Here is a 20,470-nt window from a genome sequence, read left to right on the forward strand (position 1 = left end):
GAAGCGGATGACGCGCCAGACCGAGCCGACCCAGCAGACCGCCACGCCCACGCGTGGCGTGGCAGGACCGCGCCGACGCGCGATCCTGCACCCGCGCCTGCGTGGTGGCCTGTTCGGCCTGGCCGGTCTCGCGCTGCTGGCCCTGGTCTGGGAGCTCTACAAGACCCTCGGGCCGGCCGACGGTGTCATTCTCGGCGGCATCACGGTGCTGCCGCGCACCACCGACCTCGCTATGCCGCACCTCGCGGTCATGGCGGTGCGCCTGTTTGAGCCCGTGACGGGCGCGGCATCCGCTCTGCCGCTCTGGCAGGCCGTGCTGGCCGGCGCGCTGTTCACCCTCGGTATCGCCGCTGTCGGCTGGCTGGTGGGAGTGACCGTTGGGCTGGCCCTGGCCCTGCTGATGCAACGCTTTCGCCTGGCAGAGTCGGCGATTCTCCCGTGGATCATTCTGAGCCAGACCGTGCCGCTGATCGCGATCGCCCCGCTTGTACGACGCTGGGGCGCGCAGATTCAGTTCGGCGAATTCACCTGGGAGAGTTGGATGTCGGTGGCCCTGATCGCCTCCTACCTCGCCTTCTTCCCGGTATCGATCGGCGCCCTGCGCGGCCTCAGCTCGCCCGACGCCAACCATGTCGACCTCATGCACTGCTACGCGGTGGGTTGGTGGAAGACGCTCTGGCGGTTGCGGCTGCCGGCGAGCGTGGGCTATCTGCTGCCCGCGCTGCGCCTCGCCGCGGTCAGTGCGGTGGTCGGCAGCGTCGTCGCCGAAGTGTCGATCGGACTGCGCGGCGGCATCGGCCGACTCATCGTGGAATACGCCGGCGCCGCCGGCGGCGATCCGGGAAAGCCCTGGGCGCCCATCTTCGGATCGATTCTGGTCGGCCTCGTCGCCGCCGGTTTCGTGGGCCTGATCGGACTGTTCCTTCGACGCTTTCGCAGGGGAGAGATTTCACTATGACCGACAGCAAGCCGGCATTCACCAGCATCCCCGCCGTCAACGTGCGCGGTGTCAGCCGCGTCTTCAGCGCCCGCAAGGGTGCGGGCGTCACCGCGCTCGAAGACGTCAGCCTCACGGTCGCGCCCGGTGAGTTTGTCTCCCTGATCGGCCCGAGCGGCTGCGGGAAGAGCACCCTGCTGCGCCTCATCGCCGACCTCGACGCTCCCACGAGCGGCAGCATCGAGGTGTTCGGTAAGCCGGCCCGCCAGGCTCGGATCGACCAGGACTACGGCATCGCTTTTCAGCAGGCCGGCCTGCTGCCCTGGCGCACGGTGGCCGGCAATATCGAGCTGCCGCTTGAACTGCACGGCCTGGGAAAGGCTGCCCGCCGCCGCCGAGCGGCCGAACTGATCGCCCTCGTCGGGCTCTCCGACTTTGCCCGGCACTACCCCGATCAGCTGTCCGGCGGCATGCAGCAGCGCGTCGCGATCGCCCGTTCGCTCGCCGAGAGCCCCAGCCTGCTGCTCATGGACGAACCGTTCGGCGCCCTCGACGAGATGACCCGGGAGCGCATGCAGAACGAACTCGTGCGCATCTGCGCCGAGACCCAGGCCGCCGTGGTCTTCGTCACCCACTCCATTCCCGAGGCGGTGTTCCTCTCCAACCGGGTGGTCGTGATGTCCCCGCGACCGGGTCGCATCCGCTCGATTGTTGATGTGTCGCTCGGTGACATGGCCGGTCGCGGCGAAGACCTGCGCGAAGACGAAGGTTTCTTTCGCGCCCTCAGCCAGGTGCGCGACCTGCTGCACGGCGACGAGGCGTCCGGTGCCGGAACCCGTCCGGCGGGCGCCCGCGGGGTCGAGACCCGATGACAGCCACCCGGCCGGGCGGCGCCCCCGGTGCAGCGACCTCCAGCACAGCGGTGCCCGCTACAGCGGCGCAGACCGTGCTCGCTCCGATTGTGTTCGGGGTGGCCGTGATTCTGCTCTGGCAGGGGCTGGTCACCGCGCTCGCAATCAAGGCATTCGTGCTGCCGGCGCCCTTTGCGATCGGTGCCGAATTCGGCGCCAACCTGCAGAATGTCGGCAACGGCATGGCCGTGACCGGCCGAAACGCCCTGATCGGGCTGATTCTGGGTGCCGTGCTCGGAATCGTGCTCGCGATCGTGTCCGCGCTCGCCCACCTGTTCGATGAGATGGCGGCGCCGGTCGTAGCCGCGCTGTCGGTTGTACCGATCGTGGCGCTCGCCCCGGTGCTCTACACGATGTTCGGGGCCGGCGCCGAGACCGCCCGGCAGCTCGTCGCAGCGCTCGCGGTGTTCGTGCCGGTGTACTTCAACACACTCAAAGGTTTGCGCCAGGTTCGCCCGGTGCACCGCGACCTCATGCGCTCCTACGCCGTGACCAGCTGGCAGGCCACCCGCGTGGTCACCCTGCCCACCGCGCTGCCGTACGTCTTCACCGGCCTGCGCATCGCGTCGTCGCTCGCCGTGATCAGCGCCCTCATCGCCGAATACTTCGGCGGACCGGTCGGCGGCCTGGGCAAGTCGATCACCTCGGCGGCGTCGAGCAGTAACTACGGCCTGGCGTGGGCGTACGTGCTCGGCTCCATCATTCTCGGTCTCACGTTTTATTGTGCAGCTCTCATCGTGGAGAAGCTCATCACCCGCCGACCCGGCGGCTAAAGCTCGGCCGGTGCAAAGCGCCGGCGGTTGATCCACCCAGCATCAGACACAGCAACCCATCAGACACAGCAACCCATCAGACACAGCAACCAAGGAGGCACCATGAATCACCGCATCAAATGGCTTGGCACCGTCGGAGCGATCTCAGCTGTCGGCGCGCTCGTACTCTCCGGCTGCAGCAGCACCGGCAGCGATACGGCGTCAACGGATGCTGGCAGCGACCTCACCCCGATCACCCTGCAACTGCAGTGGGTCGCCCAGGCCCAGTTCGCCGGGTACTACGCGGCCGTCGACCAGGGCTACTACGCCGATGAAGGTCTCGACGTGACCATCGAGGAGGGCGGCCCTGACATCGTTCCGCAAGACGTGCTCGCGGCCGGCGACGTGGACTACGCGATTTCCTGGGTGCCCAAGGTGCTCGGCTCGATCGAGCAGGGCGCCAACATCACCGATGTCGCCCAGATCTTTGAGCGCAGCGCCACCACGCAGATCTCGTTCACGGACAAGAACATCACGACGGCCGCCGACCTGGCCGGAAAAACCGTCGGCAGCTGGGGCTTCGGCAACGAGTGGGAACTCTTCGCCGGCATGCAGAAAGCCGGCGTCGCCCTCGATGACATCTCGCTGATCCAGCAGGCCTTCGACATGAACGCGTTCCTCTCCGGCGACATCGACGCGGCCCAGGCCATGACCTACAACGAATACGCCCAGGTGCTCGAGACTGAGAACCCCGCCACCGGCGAGCTCTACCAGCCCGAAGACCTCAACGTTATCGACTGGAACGACGAAGGCACGGCCATGTTGCAAGACGCGATCTGGGCCAACGCGGATCAGCTGGCTAGCGACTCGGACTACGCCGCCAACACGGTGAAGTTCATCAAGGCCTCGATCAAGGGCTGGATCTTCGCGGCGAACAGCCCCGAAGACGCCGCCGGCATCGTCACCGCCGCCGGCTCCTCGCTCGGCCAGAGCCACCAGCTCTGGATGACCAACGAGGTGAGCAAACTGATCTTTCCGTCGACCAACGGCGTCGGAATGATCGACGAAGCGGCCTGGGCCAACACGGTCGACATCGCCAAGAACACCAAGAACGAGACCGGCGCGACCATCATCTCGACGGACCCGCCCGCCACCGCGTACTCGAACGAGTACGTGACCCAGGCGCTCGACGAGCTCAAGGCCGACGGCGTTGATGTCATGGGCACCGACTGGGCCCCCACCGAGGTCACCCTCAACGCCGGCGGCAACTAGCTACCCTCCAATTTTTCAATTTCCACCACAACACCAACACAGAAAGCCAGCGATATACGTGACTGATACCAGTACACACACCGTTTCCCCCGCATCCACTGACCCGGCAACGAGCCTCAATGCGCGCACGAGCGAGCTCGACCGGGCGCACGTTTTTCATTCCTGGTCGGCGCAGGCAGCACTGAAGCCGCTCGTCATCGCCGGAGGGCTGGGCTGCCGGGTCTGGGATCATGACGGACGAACGTACCTCGATTTTTCGAGTCAGCTGGTGAACGTGAATATCGGCCACCAGCATCCGGCTGTGGTGAAAGCCATCACCGAGCAGGCCGCGCTGTTGACCACCATCGCGCCCTCCACCGCCAACCTCGCCCGTGGCGAAGCGGCCCAGCGCATCACCGACCGCGCGCCGGCCGGTTTCAACAAGGTCTTCTTCACCAACGGGGGAGCGGATGCGAACGAGAACGCCATGCGCATGGCGCGCCTGCACACCGGTCGCGACAAGGTGCTCTCGCTCTACAAGTCGTACCACGGCAACACCGGGTCAGCCGTTGTGGCCACCGGCGACTGGCGCCGACTTCCCAACGAATACGCGCGCGGCCACGTGCACTTCTTCGGTCCGTTCCTGTACCGCAGTGAGTTCTGGGCCACGAGCGAGGCCGAGGAATGCGCTCGGGCGCTGCATCACCTCGAACGCGTCATTCAGGGCGAGGGCGTATCGTCGGTCGCCGCGATTCTGCTCGAGTCGATTCCCGGCACCGCCGGAATCATGATGCCGCCGGCCGGCTACCTGCCCGGCGTGCGCGCACTCTGCGACAAGTACGGCATCATGCTCATTCTCGACGAGGTCATGTGTGGCTTCGGTCGCACCGGCAACTGGTTCGCCTTCCAGGCCTACGACGTCGTACCCGACCTGATCACCTTCGCCAAGGGGGTCAACTCCGGCTATGTGCCCACCGGCGGCGTGATCATTTCCGATGCCATCGCGGCTACCTTCGACGAGACGGTTTTTCCCGGCGGACTCACCTACAGCGGGCATCCGCTTGCCATGGCGTCGATCGTCGGCGCCCTCGACGCGATGGAGACCGAGGGCGTCGTTGAGAACGCCGCCCGGATCGGCTCCGATGTGCTCGAGCCTGGACTCAAAGCGCTGCAGGCCAAGCACCCCATCATCGGCGAGGTGCGCGGAGTCGGTGTGTTCTGGGCGGTCGAGCTCGTTGCCGACGCCGTGACCCGCGAGCCGGTGAGCGCCGCCGTCATGGCCCGCGTGAAGGCTGAGCTGCTCGGCCGCGGCCTGCTGCCGTTCCTGATGGAGAACCGCATCCACGTTGTGCCGCCGTGCGTCGTCACCGAAGCCGAAGTGGCCGAAGCGCTCGCCATCTACGACGAGGTGCTCAGCCTCGACCTACTTTCCTAACCGTTTCAACCCTTAAGGACGTTTCACCATGACCGACATTCCTACCATCCAGCACTACGTCGACGGGGCCGCTTCCGCCGGCACCTCCACCCGCACGGCCCCCGTCTACAACCCGGCCACCGGTGTCGTAGCCAAGAATGTACTGCTGGCCAGCACCGCTGATCTCGACGCTGCTGTCGCCAGCGCCCAGGCCGCCTACCCGGCCTGGCGCGACATGAGCCAGGCCCGCCGCCAGACCATCATGTACAACTTCCGCGAACTGCTGAACGCCCGCAAGGGCGACCTCGCCGATATTCTCACCGCTGAACACGGCAAGGTCACCTCCGACGCGCTCGGCGAAATCATTCGCGGCCTCGAGGTCGTCGAATTCGCGCTCGGCATGCCGCACCTGTCCAAGGGCGAGTATTCCGAGAACGTCTCCACCGGCGTCGACGTCTACACCCTGCGCCAGTCGCTCGGCGTCGTCGGTATCATCAGCCCGTTCAACTTTCCGGCCATGGTGCCGCTGTGGTACTTCCCGATCGCGATCGCGGCCGGCAACACCGTGGTGCTCAAGCCGAGCGAGAAAGACCCGACCGCTTCGAACTGGCTTGCCGAGCTGTTCACCGAGGCCGGGCTTCCGGCCGGTGTACTCAACGTCGTGCACGGCGATAAAGAAGCCGTCGACGCGCTCCTCGTGAACCCCGACGTGCAGGCGATTTCCTTCGTCGGTTCCACCCCGATCGCCCGCTACATCTACGAGACCGCGTCGAAGCACGGCAAGCGCGTGCAGGCCCTCGGTGGCGCGAAGAACCACATGCTCGTACTGCCGGACGCCGACCTCGACCTGACCGCGGATGCCGCCGTCAATGCCGGTTTCGGATCCGCCGGTGAGCGCTGCATGGCCATCAGCGTGGTCGTCGCCGTTGAACCCGTCGCCGACGAGCTCATTGCCAAGATCGCCGAACGCGTCAAGGGCCTCACCGTCGGCGACGGCACCCGGGGCTGCGACATGGGTCCGCTGATCACCAAGGTGCACCGCGACAAGGTCGCCGGTTACATCGACATCGCCCAGGCCGATGGCGCCGACGTCGTTATCGACGGTCGCGACATCAAGGTCGACGGTGACGCCAACGGCTTCTGGCTCGGCCCGACCCTGTTCGACAAGGTCAGCGTCGACTCGGACGTGTACCTCGACGAGATCTTCGGACCGGTGCTGTCGATTGTGCGCGTGGCCACCTACACGGAGGGCCTGGACCTCATCAACTCGAGCCAGTACGGCAACGGCACCGCGATCTTCACCAACGATGGCGGCGCTGCTCGCCGGTTCCAGAACGAGGTGCAGGTCGGCATGGTCGGCATCAACGTGCCGATTCCGGTTCCGGTCGCGTACCACTCCTTCGGTGGCTGGAAGAACTCGCTGTTTGGTGACGCCAAGGCGTACGGCCCCGCCGGTGTGAACTTCTTCACCCGCGAAAAGGCCGTGACCAGCCGGTGGCTCGACCCCAGTCACGGCGGCATCAACCTGGGCTTCCCCCAAAACGAGTAGCCCCTAGCCCCACCCCGAGCCCCACCCCCGAGCACCATCTGGCCGCGAGAGCGGGAAAAACGTTGCTTCAGCAGACTTGAGGCAACGAATTTCCCGCTCTCGCGGACCTATTGGGGGGCTTGGGAGTGTTGCACCCTTGCGGCTTCGGATTGGAGGGACTGGATTACGGTGCGCACGGCCAGGCGCTCGGCTCGGTCGGGGCGCATGAGGGCCACGATTTGGCGTTCGGATTCGACGCCGCGCAGGGGTTTCAGCACCAGGCGGCCGGGCTGGCCGCCGCCGGAGGTGTAGCGCGGCACGAGCGCAATGCCGAGCCCCGCGATCACGAACGATTCGATCAGGGCAAGATCGGCGAAGCGCTGCGACATCGATAGTCGGGCGCCGGCCTCCTGTTCGATCGCGTGCAGAATGCGCTCGAACGGGTACCCGTCGGTCACGCCGATCCAGGTCTCCCCAATGAGGTCACTCGGGCGCACCCACGCGCGATCGGCGAGCGGATGCCCCACCGGCAGCCCCACATCGAGCGGCTCGGTCATAAGCGGAACGACCGTGAGACCGCGGCCGGCCCAGGACAACGCTCCGCTCATGGAATGGGCCAGCACAATGTCGTACTCGGCGGTGAAGGCGGGAAAGTCGCTCAGTTCGGGGTCTTCGTCGGCGCAATTGAGCACGAGGTCGGGTCCCAAACTCGTGATGACGCCGGGCAGCAACATCTGACCGGCGGTAGGAAAGGTGACCAAGCTCACTTCGCCGCTGGCCTGGTTGCGAAATTCGTCCCAGAGCGCGGTGGCCTTCGCGAGGGACACCGCGACATCCGTTGCGCTGCGGGCCAGGGCGCGACCCGCATCGGTGAGCACAAGGCCGCGACCCTGCCGCTGGGTCAGCGGCAGTCCGGCCTCGCGCTCGAGCACCTTGAGCTGCTGCGAAACGGCCGAGGGAGTGCGGTGGGTGGCGGCGGCGACCGCCGTGACGCTGCCGCGGTCGGCGAGTTCGCGGAGCAGTTCGAGTCGTTGCACGTCCATGCAGTCAATCTACACAATGTAGCTACGCTACATGGTGCTTACAGAACAATACGATTGTGCTGCAAGGTTATCGGTGATCAAATGACAGAGTCATACACGAGCAATGTCGCCTCCGTGCGGGCCACTCCATCTGCTTCGAAAGGTATCTCGTGTTTATCCTCCTCGCCATCCTGCTCGTTTCTGTTGCGTCTATCGCCGCTCTCGTCGTCGAGGTTCGCCGCGATGGTTATCGTCAGACGGATCGCCGCAACCTCGTTCGCATCTTCTAGGGCGGCACCAGCAGCGGCGGCACCAGCTGTGGGGGCGTGCCCTAAACTTGCCTGTGTGACTGATACACGGCAGAAACTCATCGACTTCATCGCGGCCGAGGCCGTTTTTCACGGAGACTTCGTTCTCACGAGCGGCAAGAAGGCCACGTACTACGTGGATCTGCGCCGGGTGAGCCTCGATCATCGCGTGGCTCCGCTGATCGGGCAGGTCATGCTGGATCTGATCCAGGACATTCCCGACGTCGTCGCCGTTGGCGGCCTCACCATGGGCGCCGACCCGATCGCGGCCGCCGTCATGCACCAGGGCGTGGCCCGTGGCGCCACCTACGACGCGTTCGTCGTGCGCAAGGAGCCGAAGGATCACGGCCGTGGCCGCCAGGTTGAGGGCCCCGATCTCGAAGGTAAGCGCGTGATCGTGCTCGAGGACACCTCGACCACCGGAGGGTCCCCGCTCGCAGCGATCGAAGCCCTGCTCAAGGTCGGTGCCGAAATCGCGGGCGTAGCCGTCGTGGTCGACCGCAACACCGGTGCCCGCGAAATAATCGAAGCGGCCGGCTACCCCTACTTCGCTGCGATCTCCCTTGAGGACCTGGGACTGAACTAGTGGCATCAGGCGACGACGAGCACGGCGAAGTCGAAGCCGAAACTGATCAGCCGACGGAGTTGCTTCCCGTAGCCGGGACGCCCGGTGCGGTTGCACCCATCACCGCTCCGAGCGCTGCCGCCGGTGTTCCAGGGGCGCCGAGCCGCCACCGATCCCGGCGCGGTACGTCCGGGTTCCGCCAGGCGGCCCTGATCTGGACGGCCGTCGGGCTGCTCGCGCTGATCGTGCTCGTGGGGTTGTTCTATCTCGGCCAGCGGCTCGTCGCGAGCCCCGTTCCGGTGGCGGCGCCGATGGCATCCGCTTCGCCGACGCCAACACCGACGCCCACCCCCACTCCCACGCCGGAGATCACGGCCACGCAGCCCGCCGGTGCGCACGAGTGGAACACCCTGTTCGGCGGCGAATGCCTCGAACCCTATGTGTCGCCGTGGGAGGAGGACTTCACCGTTGTCGATTGCGCGGCCGCGCACACGGCGCAGCTGGTCTACCGGGGCAGCTTCGGCGACGACGTCACGGCAGAATTTCCGGGCGAGGCTGCACTGGCCGCGCAGATCACTGTGCTCTGCACCGCTCCCGGCGTTCTCGACCTGAACGCGGCCGGTGCTTACCCGAACCTGCAGGTGCAGGGCAGCTACCCGATCACGGGCGAGCAGTGGAGCGATGGCCAGCGCAACTACTACTGCTTCGTCAGTCGAACCGCGGCCGAACCGCTGACCGCGAGCATCGCTGGCCCCGGCCCCGCCGCCTAGCCGGGCCAGCAGTTTCGGTCGCGTGAGGCGCGCTGCGACCGCGCGGCGCGGCAGATGCTGCGTTCGGGAATGAGCGAGACGAGCGGGCCGAACTCGAACGACATTGCCACGGGTTGGGTGCGAGTCGACCGCGCCGGCTGGTGGGACACCTTCGCGGCGACTCCGGCCAACGGACTGCTCCTGGCCATCGTGCCCCTGCAAGTCGGATCCTTTGTTGCTCGAGGTCTGGAAATATCGTTGTGGTGGGGACTCCTGATCAGCCTCGGCGTGATGCTGCCGGTCACCCTGGTGCTCTATTTCGTGCAGAGGCTGCGCTACCTGCAGCCGTGGGTGAACTTCGACACCGGGCAGCTGCGTGCCGGCCGGCGCACCGTGCCACTGGCCGACATCGTGTGGGCCCGCCTCGACCTGTTCGACCAGCGCCGGCGGCGCAACCGGATGCTCACCCTGCGGTTTGGCGCCGACGGCGGCCCACGGGCATCCGTTCGTCTGCGCGGCCGCACCGGGCGGACCCCCGCTGCCTCGGTCACCGATGTCTTGGCGCACATCGTTCGTCGCTCGTCGATAACCGTGCCGCAAACTCCCGACGACCCGAGCGCGCGCTTCGCTCGCTACAATTTTCCCGGTTTTCTCAGCCGTGACGACGCCCTCGATGTCGTGTTGAACCCGCCGACGATCGACGATCCGGCTCCCGTGCTCTAGATCTCGTCGCTCTCGATGAGCTCGGTGGAGAGCAGCTCGTGCACTCCGGCCACGATTTCGTCGGGACGGAACGGGTACCGGTCGATCTCGGCCTGGTCGGCGATGCCGGTCAGCACCAGAATCGTGTGCAGCCCGGCTTCGATGCCCGCGACGATGTCGGTGTCCATGCGGTCGCCGATCATGCCGGTGTTCTCGGAGTGAGCGCCGATCTTGTTCATCGCCGAGCGAAACATCATCGGGTTAGGCTTGCCGACGACGTAGGGTTCCATGCCGGTGGCTTTGGAGATGAGCGCCGAAATCGCGCCGGTCGCCGGCATCGGGCCGTCTTTGCTCGGTCCCGTCGCGTCCGGGTTCGTTGCGATGAATCGCGCCCCGCCCAGAATGAGCCGAATCGCCTTGGTGATCGCCTCGAACGAATAGTTGCGCGTCTCGCCGACGACAACGTAATCGGGGTCGGTCTCGGTCATGATGAACCCGGCCTCGTGCAGCGCGGTCGTGATACCGACCTCGCCGATCACGAACGCGGTGCCGCCGGAGACCTGGGACTTGAGAAAATCTGCCGTGGCCAGAGCCGAAGTCCAGATGCGGTCCTCCGGCACATTCAGCCCGCTCGCGCGCAGCCGGGCACTCAGGTCGCGCGGGGTGAAAATAGAGTTGTTGGTGAGTACGAGAAAGGGTGTACCCGAGTCGGTCCACTGCTGCAGCAGCTCGGCTGCCCCGGGGAGGGCCTGGTTCTCGTGCACGAGCACACCGTCCATGTCGGTGAGCCAGCATTCAATTTCGTCGCGTCGTGCCATCAGGCGCTCCATTTCGTTGACTCTCAGCCTAGCCTCGCGAGGTTTCACCGCGGTTAACCGTTACCGGCTGCCGGTTTCCGAGCCGGATCGCGGGTCGCGCTCGCCGCATCCGCTGCCGCATCGGCTCTGAAGCTCTCAGTCGGGAGCGGTGACCCAGATCGATGCCGCCGCGGCCACGGAAATCAACCGACTCTGGCCATCGGCCAGCGCGATCGTGAACGGCGCCGTCAGGGTGAACTCGGTGCCGGGCCCGATCAGGTCGGCGGCCAGCTCCCGCAGCACGGCCGGGTCGCGGTCGCTGATGCGCAGCACGGTGCCGGACTGCCCGACCGTGGCATCGGTCAATAGCGACGCCGGCGGTCGCAGGACCGTGCCATCGGCGGCCGGAATCGGATCACCGTGCGGATCGTGCGTCGGAAACCCGAGCCGGGCGTTGATGGCTTCGAGTAGCCGGTCCGAGATGGAGTGTTCCAGAACCTCGGCCTCGTCGTGCACCTGGTCCCAGTCGTAGCCCATCTCGCCGACCAGCCAGGTTTCGATCAGGCGATGCCGGCGCACCACGGCCGTCGCGCGCAGCCGACCGGCATCCGTGAGGGCGAGGGGGCCGTAGGGAACGTGGGTGATGAGCCCGCTCGTGGCGAGCTTCTTCACCATTTCGGTCACGGACGAAGGTGCCACGCCTAGCCGTAGTGCGAGCGCCGAGGGCGTAATGAGGTCGCCCTGCCACTCGGTATGGGAATAGATGGTCTTGAGGTAGTCCTCGGCCGCGCCGGTCGTGTACGTCATGTCTGTTTCAGGGTAGTCGGGTCAGGCGCCGGTGAACACGAGCACGAGCAGCACCACGTTGAGCGCGATGAGGGCCAGTGCGCACACGATACCGGCGGCCGTCGTGAACCAGCGGTTTGTGAACGTGCCGAGCAGGCCGCGCTGCGCGGTGAGCCAGACCAGCGGAACCAGCGCGAACGGAATGCCAAACGACAGCACCACCTGACTGAGTACGAGCGCCTCGGTCGGGTCAAATCCCACGCCGAGAATGAGCAGCGCCGGAATTAGGGTAACCAGGCGGCGCAGCAACAGCGGAATGCGCACGTGCAGCAGGCCGTGCATAATCTCGGATCCGGCATACGCGCCCACCGAGGTCGAGGCCAGGCCCGAGGCGAGCAGCCCCACCGCAAAGAGGGTCGCGACGATCGGCCCGAGCGAGTCTTTGATCGCCGCATATGCCCCCTGCAGGCTGTCGGTTCCCTCCACACCCTGCAAAGCGGATGCCGCGAGCAGCAGTATGCCCAGGTTCACCGTTCCCGCAATCGCCATGGCGATGGTGACATCCCACTTCGTGGCCCAGATCAGGCGACGAGTGGCGACCTCGCCCTGCCACTCCGGAAAACGGTCCCGAGTGAGGGACGAGTGCGCGTAGATGGCGTGTGGCATGATCGTGGCGCCGAGGATGGAAGCGGCGAGGAGGACCGAGTTGGAGCCGTCGAACCGCGGCACCAGTCCGGCAAGCACGCCGCCGGCATCGGGCGGAGAGATGAAAACACCCGCTGTAAAACCAACGGTAATAATGAGCATGAGCGCGATGATGACGCGTTCGAAAATGCGCGGCCCGCGGCGGGTGTGCACCATGAGTACGATCATCGAGATGGTGCCGGTGATCACGCCACCCCAGATCAACGGCAGGTTGAACAACAGATTCAGGGCGACCGCACCGCCGATAATTTCGGCCAGGTCGGTGGCCATGGCGACCAGCTCGGCCTGCACCCAGTACAGGCGCCGAGAGGTCGGTCGGGTCATGCGCACGCCGAGAATCTCCGGCAGGCTTTGGCCGGTGACGATTCCGAGCTTGGCGGAGAGGTACTGGATGAGCCAGGCCATGACATTTCCGGCCACGACCACCCAAACCAGCAGATAGCCGTAGCGGGCACCGGCGGTCATATTGCTCGCGACGTTGCCCGGGTCCAGGTAGGCGACGCCGGCAACGAGAGCCGGTCCAAGCAGCCAGAGCAACCGGGTGGAAGCGACCGTGGTCGGAGCCGCCGAGATCACGCGGCCGTGGGTCGGCGCATCCGTTTTAGTCATACCGAAATCCTAGCCAGAATTTAGGCACCCCGAAACCCCGATTTGGGGTGTCGAGGGCAGGATACGGTTGGATAGTGACTGAGCCAGCCGTGCATCCCCCCCTTAACGCCGCGCAGAACCCGACGCCGGAACGTTCGACCTACGGTGTGGGGCCGTGGCCGGGGGAGTGGCCGAGCGAGGACCGCTATGACGCTGATTTGCTCGAGCACGGCGATACGCGCAATGTGATCGACCGCTACCGCTACTGGACCATGGCCGCAATCGTGGCTGATCTGGACGAGCACCGAAATAAGTTTCACGTGGCCATTGAGAACTGGCAACACGACATGAACATCGGTTCGATCGTGCGCAGCGCCAACGCATTCGGCGCGCACACCGTGCACATCATCGGTCGTAAACGGTGGAACAAGCGCGGCGCCATGGTCACCGACCGCTACCAGCATATTTTGCATCACACCGATGTCGCCGCGTTCGTCGAGTGGTGTGCCGGTGAGTCGCTGCCGGTGATCGCGATCGACAACGTGCCCGGCAGCGTCATTATCGAGACCTTCAGCTTTCCAGAACGCTGCGTGTTGGTGTTCGGGCAGGAGGGTCCCGGACTATCGGAAGAGGCCATCATCGCCGCCGATTCCATCGTTGAGATCAGCCAATTTGGGTCAACCCGGTCGATCAACGCCTCGGCCGCGGCCGCCGTGACCATGCATTCCTGGGTGGTTCAGCACCGGTTCTGACGATTTCTGGTTCGCGCGCTCGATTGGGGCTAGCGTGGCGGTATGACTGCGATCACTGACGATCTTCCGGCCCGACTCCTCCATGAAGAAAACGCCGGCTGGCAGGCCATCCTGGACGGCCAGGGCGGCGCCTACTACCAGCGCGAAATGACCGACGACGGCCTGATGATCGTGCCCGGCGCCGTCATTACTCGCGACGAGGTTACCGCCTACTTCGACCAGGCGGCACCGTGGGAGAGCTACGGCATTCATGAGCCCGCCATTATCCGCCTCGGCGAGCATGCCGGCGTTGTCGTGTACCGGGCGGTCGCGATGCGCGGCGGTGTCGTAGCCGAGCTAAACATGTCGACCACCTACCTGTTCGTCAACGGCGGCTGGCGAGTCGCCGCCCGGCAGCAAAGCCCGGCCTGATCGGACGGGTCGCCGCCGATTCCGGGTTGCCCGGCCCGGCGCTGGGAGCGACCGGGCCTGGGCTTGGTAGGATTCAGTGTGACCGGCGACAATTTGATTTCAGAGCCCGAGACCCTTCTTCCCGCGGAACCGGAGGTGCTCGAGGCCTTGCGCCGAACCGCGAGGAGCGAGATCGCCGGCATCGTGCAGGTGCATCCGACCTCTCCGCTCGCGTGGGCTGAGCTGGCCGATGCCACCCACTCTGAAGGACGCATCCTCGAGTCGTACGCCTACGCCCGGGTCGGCTATCACCGCGGACTCGACGCCCTGCGCAAGGCCGGCTGGCGCGGCCACGGACCCATTCCGTGGGGCCATGAACCCAATCGTGGCGTGCTCCGCGCCCTGTTCGCGCTGCGCCGCGGCGCCGAAGAGATCGGTGAGGCCGACGAAGTTTCGCGCCTGACAGCTTTTCTGATGGATGCCGACGCGAACGCCATTTCGATTATCGCCACCCTGCACACCGGCAGCCCGGGTTTCGACCCGGCGCCGCCCACCGAAGCTTTTGTTATTCGAGGAGAAGACTAGATGCCCGCGATCGTACTCATCGGAGCCCAGTGGGGCGACGAGGGCAAGGGTAAGGCCACCGACCTGCTCGGCAGCCGGGTCGACTATGTCGTCAAGTTCAACGGCGGTAACAACGCCGGTCACACCGTCGTCGTCGGTGATGAAAAATATGCGCTGCACCTGCTGCCCTCGGGAATTCTGAGCCCCGGGGTCACCCCGGTGATTGCCAACGGCGTCGTTGTCGACGTCGAGGTACTGTTCGAAGAACTCGATGCCCTCTCGGCCCGTGGCGTCGACGTCTCCCGGCTCAAGGTCAGCCTCAACGCGCACGTCATTACCGCGTATCACCGCACCCTCGACAAGGTGTCCGAGCGTTTTCTCGGCAAGCGCCAGATCGGCACCACCGGGCGCGGTATCGGCCCGGCCTACGCCGACAAGATCAACCGGGTCGGCATCCGCGTGCAGGATCTGTTCGACGAGAACATTCTGCGTCAAAAGGTTGAGGGCGCCCTCGACCAGAAAAACCACATGCTGGTCAAGGTGTACAACCGTCGTGCCATTGAGGCCGAGGAGATCGTCACCGAGTTGCTCGGCTACGCCGAACGCCTGCGCCCCATGGTCACCGATACGGCCCTGCTGCTGCACCAGGCGCTCGATGCGGGCAAGACCGTCTTGTTCGAGGGCGGCCAAGCCACCATGCTCGACGTCGACCACGGCACCTACCCGTTCGTCACCTCATCGAACGCCACCTCCGGCGGGGCGGTCACCGGTTCCGGTATCGCACCGAACCGCATTGACCGGGTCATCGCCGTGGTCAAGGCGTACACGACCCGGGTGGGCAGCGGCCCGTTCCCCACCGAGCTCTTTGACGAATCCGGCGAATACCTGCGCAGCAACGGCTTCGAGTTCGGCACCACAACGGGTCGTCCGCGCCGCTGTGGCTGGTACGACGCACCGATCGCGCGCTACACCGCGCGCATCAACGGCGTCACCGACTTCGTGCTGACCAAGCTCGACGTTCTCACCGGCTTGGCCGAAATTCCGGTCTGTGTGGCGTACTCCGTCGACGGTGTCCGAGTCGAGGAGGTTCCGGTTTCGCAGAGCGACTTTCACCACGCCGTGCCGATCTACGAAAACTTCCCCGGCTGGACCGAGGACATCACCGGCGCGCGCACCTTCGAGGAACTGCCGCAGGCGGCGCAGCACTATGTACTCGCCCTCGAGGCCATGAGCGGATCGCGTATTTCGGCGATCGGCGTCGGGCCCGACCGCGAAGCCATCGTGGTGCGTCACGATTTGATCGATTAAAGAAAATCCGCTGCTCAACGCCTATAATTCCTCACTTTCACCTGCCACACTAAGCAGGTGAGCGCCGTGAGACCCCATTCCCTGACCCTGACCGGTCGGTTTGTGCAACTGCAACCGATGGGTAGCGCCGTGCTGCCCGAACTCCACCGCGCCATCGCTCACCCCGAGGTATTCGCGGGCGGCTACGGGGGCGGTCCGGCCGCGCTGCGCCGCGACGAAGCCGGCTTCATCAGATGGGCTGACGGCTACTTCCAGTGGGCAAGCCTGCCCTACGTCGTGCGCCTTCTCGGCGGCCCCAACGACGGTGACGTCGTTGGCACCACCACCCTCGGCGACATTGACGAAGAGAACGAATCAGCAGAACTCGGCTGGACCGCGTACGACCCGCGCGTCTGGGGCACCGTCGTCAACGCCGACTCCAAGCTGCTCGTGCTCGGAACCGCCTTCGACAACGGCTTCGGCCGGGTCAAAATTCAAGCGGATGCCGCCAACGAGCGCTCCCGCGCGGCCATCCTCGGCATCGGTGCCACCTTCGAGGGCATCCGGCGCCGCGACCGCCCGCGTGCCGACGGCACCTGGCGGGACAGCGCCGTCTATTCGATTCTCGCCGACGAGTGGCCGGCCGTGCGCACCGGGCTGCAGGCCCGACTGGACGCGTTCGAGGGCAAATTCATCACCTACCGCAGCGTGCGCCCACCGGGCCCGAGCGGCACCATCCTGGGTAGCGGCCCGCGGGATGGCGTCCGGGGTGGCGTGCGTGGTGGTGTGCGGGGTGACGGCAGCGGCAGCGGAACCGATCGGGAGCATAATGCTGGAGCCGACGCTTCGCAGTAGCCGACGCTTCGCAGTAGCCGACGCTTCGCAGTAGCCAACGCCGCGCAGTAGCCAGCGCGCGGCATCCGCTGCCATTCTTCGGCGCTTTTCAGACGCTGCGCTCCACCGGGCGTGCGCTCGGAACGGCCGGCTATAGGCTCTGATCGTGCCTTCAACGCCCTCCACCCGCCAGACGCTCGTCACCCTGCAATTTCTGGGGATGGGGCTGATCTGGGGCTCCAGCTTTCTCTTCATGAAGGTAGCACTCGACGGGGTGAGTTTTGGTCAGGTGGCCTGGTCACGGCTGGTGTTGGGTGGCCTGACTCTCGGGCTGATTGTGATGGTGAACCGTCCCCGCATCAACAATGGCCCGGTGCTGCCGAAAGAGGGCGTGGTCTGGCTGCACTTTGTGGTGATCGCGATCAGCGGATGTGTGATTCCGCACCTGCTGTTCGCATGGGCCGAACAGTATGTATCGTCAAGCCTCGCCAGCATCTATAACGCGGTCACGCCGATCATGACGGCGCTCATGGCGACCCTGGCTTTTCGGGTGGAGACGCTCGTGCGCGCCCAGGTCGCCGGCATCGTGCTCGGCATCGGCGGTGTCGTGGTGATCATTGCCCCCTGGCAGTATTCCTCGCTCAACGGCGACCTGTGGGGGCAGCTGGCCTGCCTCGGCGCAGCTGTGTGTTACGGCTTCACCTTCAGCTACACGCGCCGGTTTCTGAGCGGTCGGCCGATCGCCGGTAGCACGTTCGCCTTTCTCAATATCGGCATTGCCGGGGCGATCATGCTGGTGCTCACACCGGTGCTGGCCTGGTCTCCGGTGCAGTTGACAACCCCGATCGTGCTGAGCCTGCTGGCTCTGGGCGCACTCGGCACCGGGGTGGCGTACATCTGGAACATCCACGTGCTGCGCGCCTGGGGGCCGACGAATGCGTCCACGGTGACCTATGTGACGCCGGTCGTGGGCGTGCTGCTGGGCGTGCTCGTGCTGAGCGAGACGTTCTCCTGGCATGAACCCACGGGCGCCGTCCTCGTGCTCATCGGAATTCTGCTCACCCAGAAACGAGTGCCGCTGCCGGCGTTCGGGGCACGCAGTCGGCGGGCGCGGGCTTCCGCCTGACGCGGGTGGGCAACCGTTCGCACGGGCATGCATTATCGTGAAACCATGGCCGAATATGAGGAATCACCCGTCGCCGCTGACGCGGATGCGACTGCGCAGCTGCACAGCATTCGCGAAAGCATCGACAATATTGACGCCGCGCTCATCCACCTGCTCGCTGAGCGATTCAAATTCACCCAGCAGGTTGGGCGGCTCAAGGCGGCCCACGGGTTGCCGGCCGCCGATCCGGCGCGTGAGCTTCTGCAGATCGACCGGTTGCGCGGCCTCGCCGGCGAAGCGCACCTCGACCCCGCCTTCGCTGAAAAATTCTTGAACTTCATCATCGCCGAGGTGATCCACCACCACGTAAAGATCGCCGGCGGTGGCGAGTCGGTCGATGCCGCGCGGGTTGCCGGCGCCGCGGGAACGTCGACGGGCGCTGCGGCGGACCCGGTGCCGCACCCGGTGCCGCACCCGGTTCCACACCCGGTGCCGCACCCCGTTCCGCACCCGCCGACCGCGCCCCGCCCGACGTCGTAGTTTTTTCTCGGTGACCTCAACGCGGTGGAACCCCCGCTCGCTGCCCGACCAATCCGGAAAAACCTTTGTTGTCACCGGTGCCAACGCCGGGCTCGGCTACTTCACGAGCGAGCAACTCGCCGGTGCGGGCGCCCACGTTGTGCTCGCCTGCCGCAACCCTGCCAAAGCGGATGCCGCGGCGGCGGCGATCCGCTCCCGCGTGCCGGGGGCATCCGTTTCTGCGTTGCAGCTCGATGTGGCTGACCTGGAGTCGGTGCGCGAGGCGAGCGAGACGGTGCGCGCTATGCCGCGTCTGGACGGTCTGGTGCTCAACGCCGGGATCGTGCACCCGCCGCAGGACCGCGAAGTGAGCCTCGACGGCAACGAGCTGGTCTTCGCCACGAACTTTCTCGGGCACTTCGCTCTGACCGCGGGGTGTCTCCCGACGCTGCGCCGCACGCCCGGCAGTCGGGTGGTGTCGCTCGGATCCATGATTTCCCGGCTGATGGACTCCTCCCTCGACGACCTTCAGCTGGCCACCACGTACGGCGGGTGGAAGGCCTAAGCCCAGTCGAAGATCGCCATGCAGGTGTTCGGGTTTGAGCTGGACCGGCGGCTGCGGGCGAACGGCGCCGGCATGGTGCAGTCTCTTGTGGCGCATCCGGGATATTCCATTTCAGGGTTGACCCCCGGCATCCGCTCGGTCAATGAGGTATCACGGGGCAAACGCGTGGTCGACGGCCTGCAGTTGCTGGTGGGCGCACAGAGCAAGCGTCAAGGCGCCTGGCCGACCGTGCGGGCCCTGACCGACCCGGATGCCCACGGCGGCGACTACTTCGGCCCGCGGCTGCTCACCCGCGGCACCCCCACCCGGCAAAGAGCCACCCGAACCTCCCGTGACCGCGCCGTGGCCGCCCGCCTCTGGGAGCGCGCCGAGACCCTGATCGGCGAGCCCTTCCTCTAACCCTCTCCCCTTCCTCCCCATCTAGAACCGGCCGCGAGAGCGGGAAAATGGTTGCTTCAGCTACCGGGAAGCAACAAATTTCCCGCTCTCGCGGGGCTTGAGGCGGGACTGGAGGCGGGGCGCCAGCCGCGGGAACGCAGCGCCGTCTCCACTTTGCGGATCACGGTCGCTGGGCGCGTGGCCAAGTGAGACTTGTTGATTCGGATCACCCGCCAGGTGTCCTCCATGAGGTTGTCGAGGCGGTCGACATCCCAGTGATACTGATTCTCATCGGTGCGGTGCTGTTCACCGTCGTACTCGAGCAGAATGCGATAGCGGCGGTAAACCAGGTCGCCGGTGGCGAGCTTCACACCGGTACGGCTCATGATGACGGCGTTGACTTCGGGCTCGGGCAGGCCCGCCCGCATGATCAACAGCCGCAAGTCGGTCTCGCGCGGAGAATCGACGCCCGGTCGAATCCAGACCAGCGCCTCGCGCAGCAGCTTCACGCCGCGGTGCCCCGAGTAGCGGCGCACGGCAGCCAGCAGATCGCTCATCGCCGCAAACGGATGCTGTCGACGCACCAGCGCATCGCCGATCCGGATCAGGTCGTCGAGTCCGAGCATTGTGGACAGCTGGCACCAGGTGTCGAGCGCACCGGTTACGCGCAGCCCCCGCACCTCGAGCACGGTGAGGCGACCGGGTTCGCTGTGGTGCCCGATCACCTCGCGCAGCTCCGGACGGGTAGTCGCCTCGTCCGTGCAGATGTGCAGCACGGTGGCCTGCTGCAGCGCCCAGGGCAGCGGTAAACCGTGGATGATGGCTGCCGTCACGTGACTGAAATAGTGGGCCGGCGGCATCCGATGGCTGTAGGTCTCGATGCGCGACTGCACGCTTTCGGTACCGCCGCGCGGCGCTCGCGTGCCGGGGAACGGATGCCCGAGGTCCGCGCCGCGCATGCGCATGGGGCTCAAGCCGAAGTCGGCACCCTCGCGGGTGCTAAAGGCTCGGCGTTGTAGTTCCGGTGGCAGCCCACTGGCACGTTTCATACCCCAGAGAAT

At 65.9% G+C, this 20,470-nt stretch carries 22 protein-coding genes and 1 pseudogene; 18 read left to right on the top strand and 5 right to left on the bottom strand.

Annotation, left to right across the window (positions count from 1 at the left end; translation table 11 throughout):
• Nucleotides 1-7: 7 nt before the first annotated feature.
• The 6 genes from QMK22_RS13325 to QMK22_RS13350 all read left to right on the top strand — a co-directional run bounded on the left by QMK22_RS13325 (nucleotide 8) and on the right by QMK22_RS13350 (nucleotide 6,814).
• Entirely contained in the window at nucleotides 8-958 is a 951-nt protein-coding gene (locus QMK22_RS13325; protein WP_283498137.1) for an ABC transporter permease, read from the top strand.
• Nucleotides 955-1,809, top strand: a complete 855-nt coding sequence (locus QMK22_RS13330) for an ABC transporter ATP-binding protein (protein ID WP_283498138.1) — start codon at nucleotides 955-957, stop codon at nucleotides 1,807-1,809. The genes QMK22_RS13325 and QMK22_RS13330 overlap by 4 nt, the downstream gene beginning before the upstream one ends.
• Complete coding sequence (locus QMK22_RS13335; protein WP_283498139.1) at nucleotides 1,806-2,621, top strand: ABC transporter permease; 816 nt, start codon at nucleotides 1,806-1,808, stop codon at nucleotides 2,619-2,621. Before QMK22_RS13330 ends, QMK22_RS13335 begins: the two co-directional genes overlap by 4 nt.
• A gap of 102 nt (nucleotides 2,622-2,723) precedes the next feature.
• A complete protein-coding gene (locus QMK22_RS13340; protein WP_283498140.1) occupies nucleotides 2,724-3,872 on the top strand; it encodes an ABC transporter substrate-binding protein in 1,149 nt (382 codons plus the stop codon).
• Nucleotides 3,873-3,930: 58 nt separating this feature from the next.
• The gene (locus tag QMK22_RS13345) at nucleotides 3,931-5,286 is read left to right on the top strand and encodes an aspartate aminotransferase family protein (RefSeq protein ID WP_283498141.1); all 1,356 of its coding nucleotides are present in this window, start codon (nucleotides 3,931-3,933) and stop codon (nucleotides 5,284-5,286) included.
• Nucleotides 5,287-5,314: 28 nt separating this feature from the next.
• Nucleotides 5,315-6,814 carry a CoA-acylating methylmalonate-semialdehyde dehydrogenase gene (locus QMK22_RS13350; RefSeq protein WP_283498142.1) on the top strand — a complete coding sequence of 500 codons (1,500 nt, stop codon included), beginning with the start codon at nucleotides 5,315-5,317 and terminating at the stop codon, nucleotides 6,812-6,814.
• Nucleotides 6,815-6,921: 107 nt separating this feature from the next.
• Here QMK22_RS13350 and QMK22_RS13355 read toward each other — a convergent pair whose 3' ends face one another.
• Nucleotides 6,922-7,836: a LysR family transcriptional regulator gene (locus QMK22_RS13355; RefSeq protein ID WP_283498143.1), complete on the bottom strand. Its 915-nt coding sequence runs from the start codon at nucleotides 7,834-7,836 to the stop codon at nucleotides 6,922-6,924.
• Nucleotides 7,837-8,160: 324 nt separating this feature from the next.
• Between QMK22_RS13355 and pyrE the strand changes: the two genes are divergently transcribed.
• From pyrE to QMK22_RS13370, 3 genes are all read left to right on the top strand, one after another.
• Entirely contained in the window at nucleotides 8,161-8,709 is a 549-nt protein-coding gene (pyrE, locus tag QMK22_RS13360; RefSeq protein WP_283498144.1) for an orotate phosphoribosyltransferase, read from the top strand.
• Nucleotides 8,709-9,458 carry a hypothetical protein gene (locus tag QMK22_RS13365; protein ID WP_283498145.1) on the top strand — a complete coding sequence of 250 codons (750 nt, stop codon included), beginning with the start codon at nucleotides 8,709-8,711 and terminating at the stop codon, nucleotides 9,456-9,458. Before pyrE ends, QMK22_RS13365 begins: the two co-directional genes overlap by 1 nt.
• Nucleotides 9,459-9,527: 69 nt before the next feature.
• A complete protein-coding gene (locus tag QMK22_RS13370) occupies nucleotides 9,528-10,160 on the top strand; it encodes a hypothetical protein (protein ID WP_283498146.1) in 633 nt (210 codons plus the stop codon).
• Here QMK22_RS13370 and QMK22_RS13375 read toward each other — a convergent pair.
• The 3 genes from QMK22_RS13375 to QMK22_RS13385 all read right to left on the bottom strand — a co-directional run bounded on the left by QMK22_RS13375 (nucleotide 10,157) and on the right by QMK22_RS13385 (nucleotide 13,036).
• Nucleotides 10,157-10,957: an HAD-IIA family hydrolase gene (locus QMK22_RS13375; protein ID WP_283498147.1), complete on the bottom strand. Its 801-nt coding sequence runs from the start codon at nucleotides 10,955-10,957 to the stop codon at nucleotides 10,157-10,159. The genes QMK22_RS13370 and QMK22_RS13375 overlap by 4 nt on opposite strands.
• Nucleotides 10,958-11,092: 135 nt before the next feature.
• On the bottom strand, nucleotides 11,093-11,743 hold the full coding sequence (locus QMK22_RS13380; RefSeq protein WP_283498148.1) for a metal-dependent transcriptional regulator: 651 nt from the start codon (nucleotides 11,741-11,743) through the stop codon (nucleotides 11,093-11,095).
• Nucleotides 11,744-11,764: 21 nt separating this feature from the next.
• Nucleotides 11,765-13,036, bottom strand: coding sequence for an Nramp family divalent metal transporter (locus QMK22_RS13385; RefSeq protein WP_283498149.1), 1,272 nt, complete (start codon nucleotides 13,034-13,036; stop codon nucleotides 11,765-11,767).
• 89 nt (nucleotides 13,037-13,125) lie between these two features.
• Here QMK22_RS13385 and QMK22_RS13390 point away from each other — a divergent pair, with 89 nt between their 5' ends.
• The 9 genes and pseudogenes from QMK22_RS13390 to QMK22_RS13430 all read left to right on the top strand — a co-directional run bounded on the left by QMK22_RS13390 (nucleotide 13,126) and on the right by QMK22_RS13430 (nucleotide 19,430).
• Nucleotides 13,126-13,767, top strand: a complete 642-nt coding sequence (locus tag QMK22_RS13390) for a TrmH family RNA methyltransferase (RefSeq protein WP_283498205.1) — start codon at nucleotides 13,126-13,128, stop codon at nucleotides 13,765-13,767.
• Nucleotides 13,768-13,809: 42 nt separating this feature from the next.
• Entirely contained in the window at nucleotides 13,810-14,178 is a 369-nt protein-coding gene (locus QMK22_RS13395) for a nuclear transport factor 2 family protein (protein ID WP_283498150.1), read from the top strand.
• A 78-nt stretch (nucleotides 14,179-14,256) separates the two neighbouring features.
• Nucleotides 14,257-14,742, top strand: coding sequence for a DUF3151 domain-containing protein (locus QMK22_RS13400; protein WP_283498151.1), 486 nt, complete (start codon nucleotides 14,257-14,259; stop codon nucleotides 14,740-14,742).
• Nucleotides 14,743-16,029: an adenylosuccinate synthase gene (locus tag QMK22_RS13405; protein ID WP_283498152.1), complete on the top strand. Its 1,287-nt coding sequence runs from the start codon at nucleotides 14,743-14,745 to the stop codon at nucleotides 16,027-16,029.
• Nucleotides 16,030-16,086: 57 nt separating this feature from the next.
• Nucleotides 16,087-16,863, top strand: a complete 777-nt coding sequence (locus QMK22_RS13410; protein WP_283498153.1) for a GNAT family N-acetyltransferase — start codon at nucleotides 16,087-16,089, stop codon at nucleotides 16,861-16,863.
• 145 nt (nucleotides 16,864-17,008) lie between these two features.
• Nucleotides 17,009-17,968, top strand: coding sequence for a DMT family transporter (locus QMK22_RS13415; RefSeq protein WP_502857694.1), 960 nt, complete (start codon nucleotides 17,009-17,011; stop codon nucleotides 17,966-17,968).
• A gap of 45 nt (nucleotides 17,969-18,013) precedes the next feature.
• Nucleotides 18,014-18,337: pseudogene (locus tag QMK22_RS13420) on the top strand (chorismate mutase); the annotation flags it as partial.
• A 160-nt stretch (nucleotides 18,338-18,497) separates the two neighbouring features.
• A complete protein-coding gene (locus QMK22_RS13425) occupies nucleotides 18,498-19,031 on the top strand; it encodes an SDR family NAD(P)-dependent oxidoreductase (RefSeq protein ID WP_283498155.1) in 534 nt (177 codons plus the stop codon).
• Between the two features lie 18 nt (nucleotides 19,032-19,049).
• Nucleotides 19,050-19,430 carry an SDR family NAD(P)-dependent oxidoreductase gene (locus QMK22_RS13430; protein WP_283498156.1) on the top strand — a complete coding sequence of 127 codons (381 nt, stop codon included), beginning with the start codon at nucleotides 19,050-19,052 and terminating at the stop codon, nucleotides 19,428-19,430.
• 56 nt (nucleotides 19,431-19,486) lie between these two features.
• On the opposite strand, the gene QMK22_RS13435 is transcribed toward QMK22_RS13430, so the two are convergent.
• Nucleotides 19,487-20,458, bottom strand: a complete 972-nt coding sequence (locus QMK22_RS13435; RefSeq protein WP_283498157.1) for a putative endonuclease domain-containing protein — start codon at nucleotides 20,456-20,458, stop codon at nucleotides 19,487-19,489.
• Between the last annotated feature and the right edge of the window lie 12 nt (nucleotides 20,459-20,470).

The sequence above is a fragment of the Cryobacterium sp. PH29-G1 genome, from assembly GCF_030063365.1.
In the GTDB taxonomy this organism is placed as follows: Bacteria; Actinomycetota; Actinomycetes; order Actinomycetales; family Microbacteriaceae; genus Cryobacterium.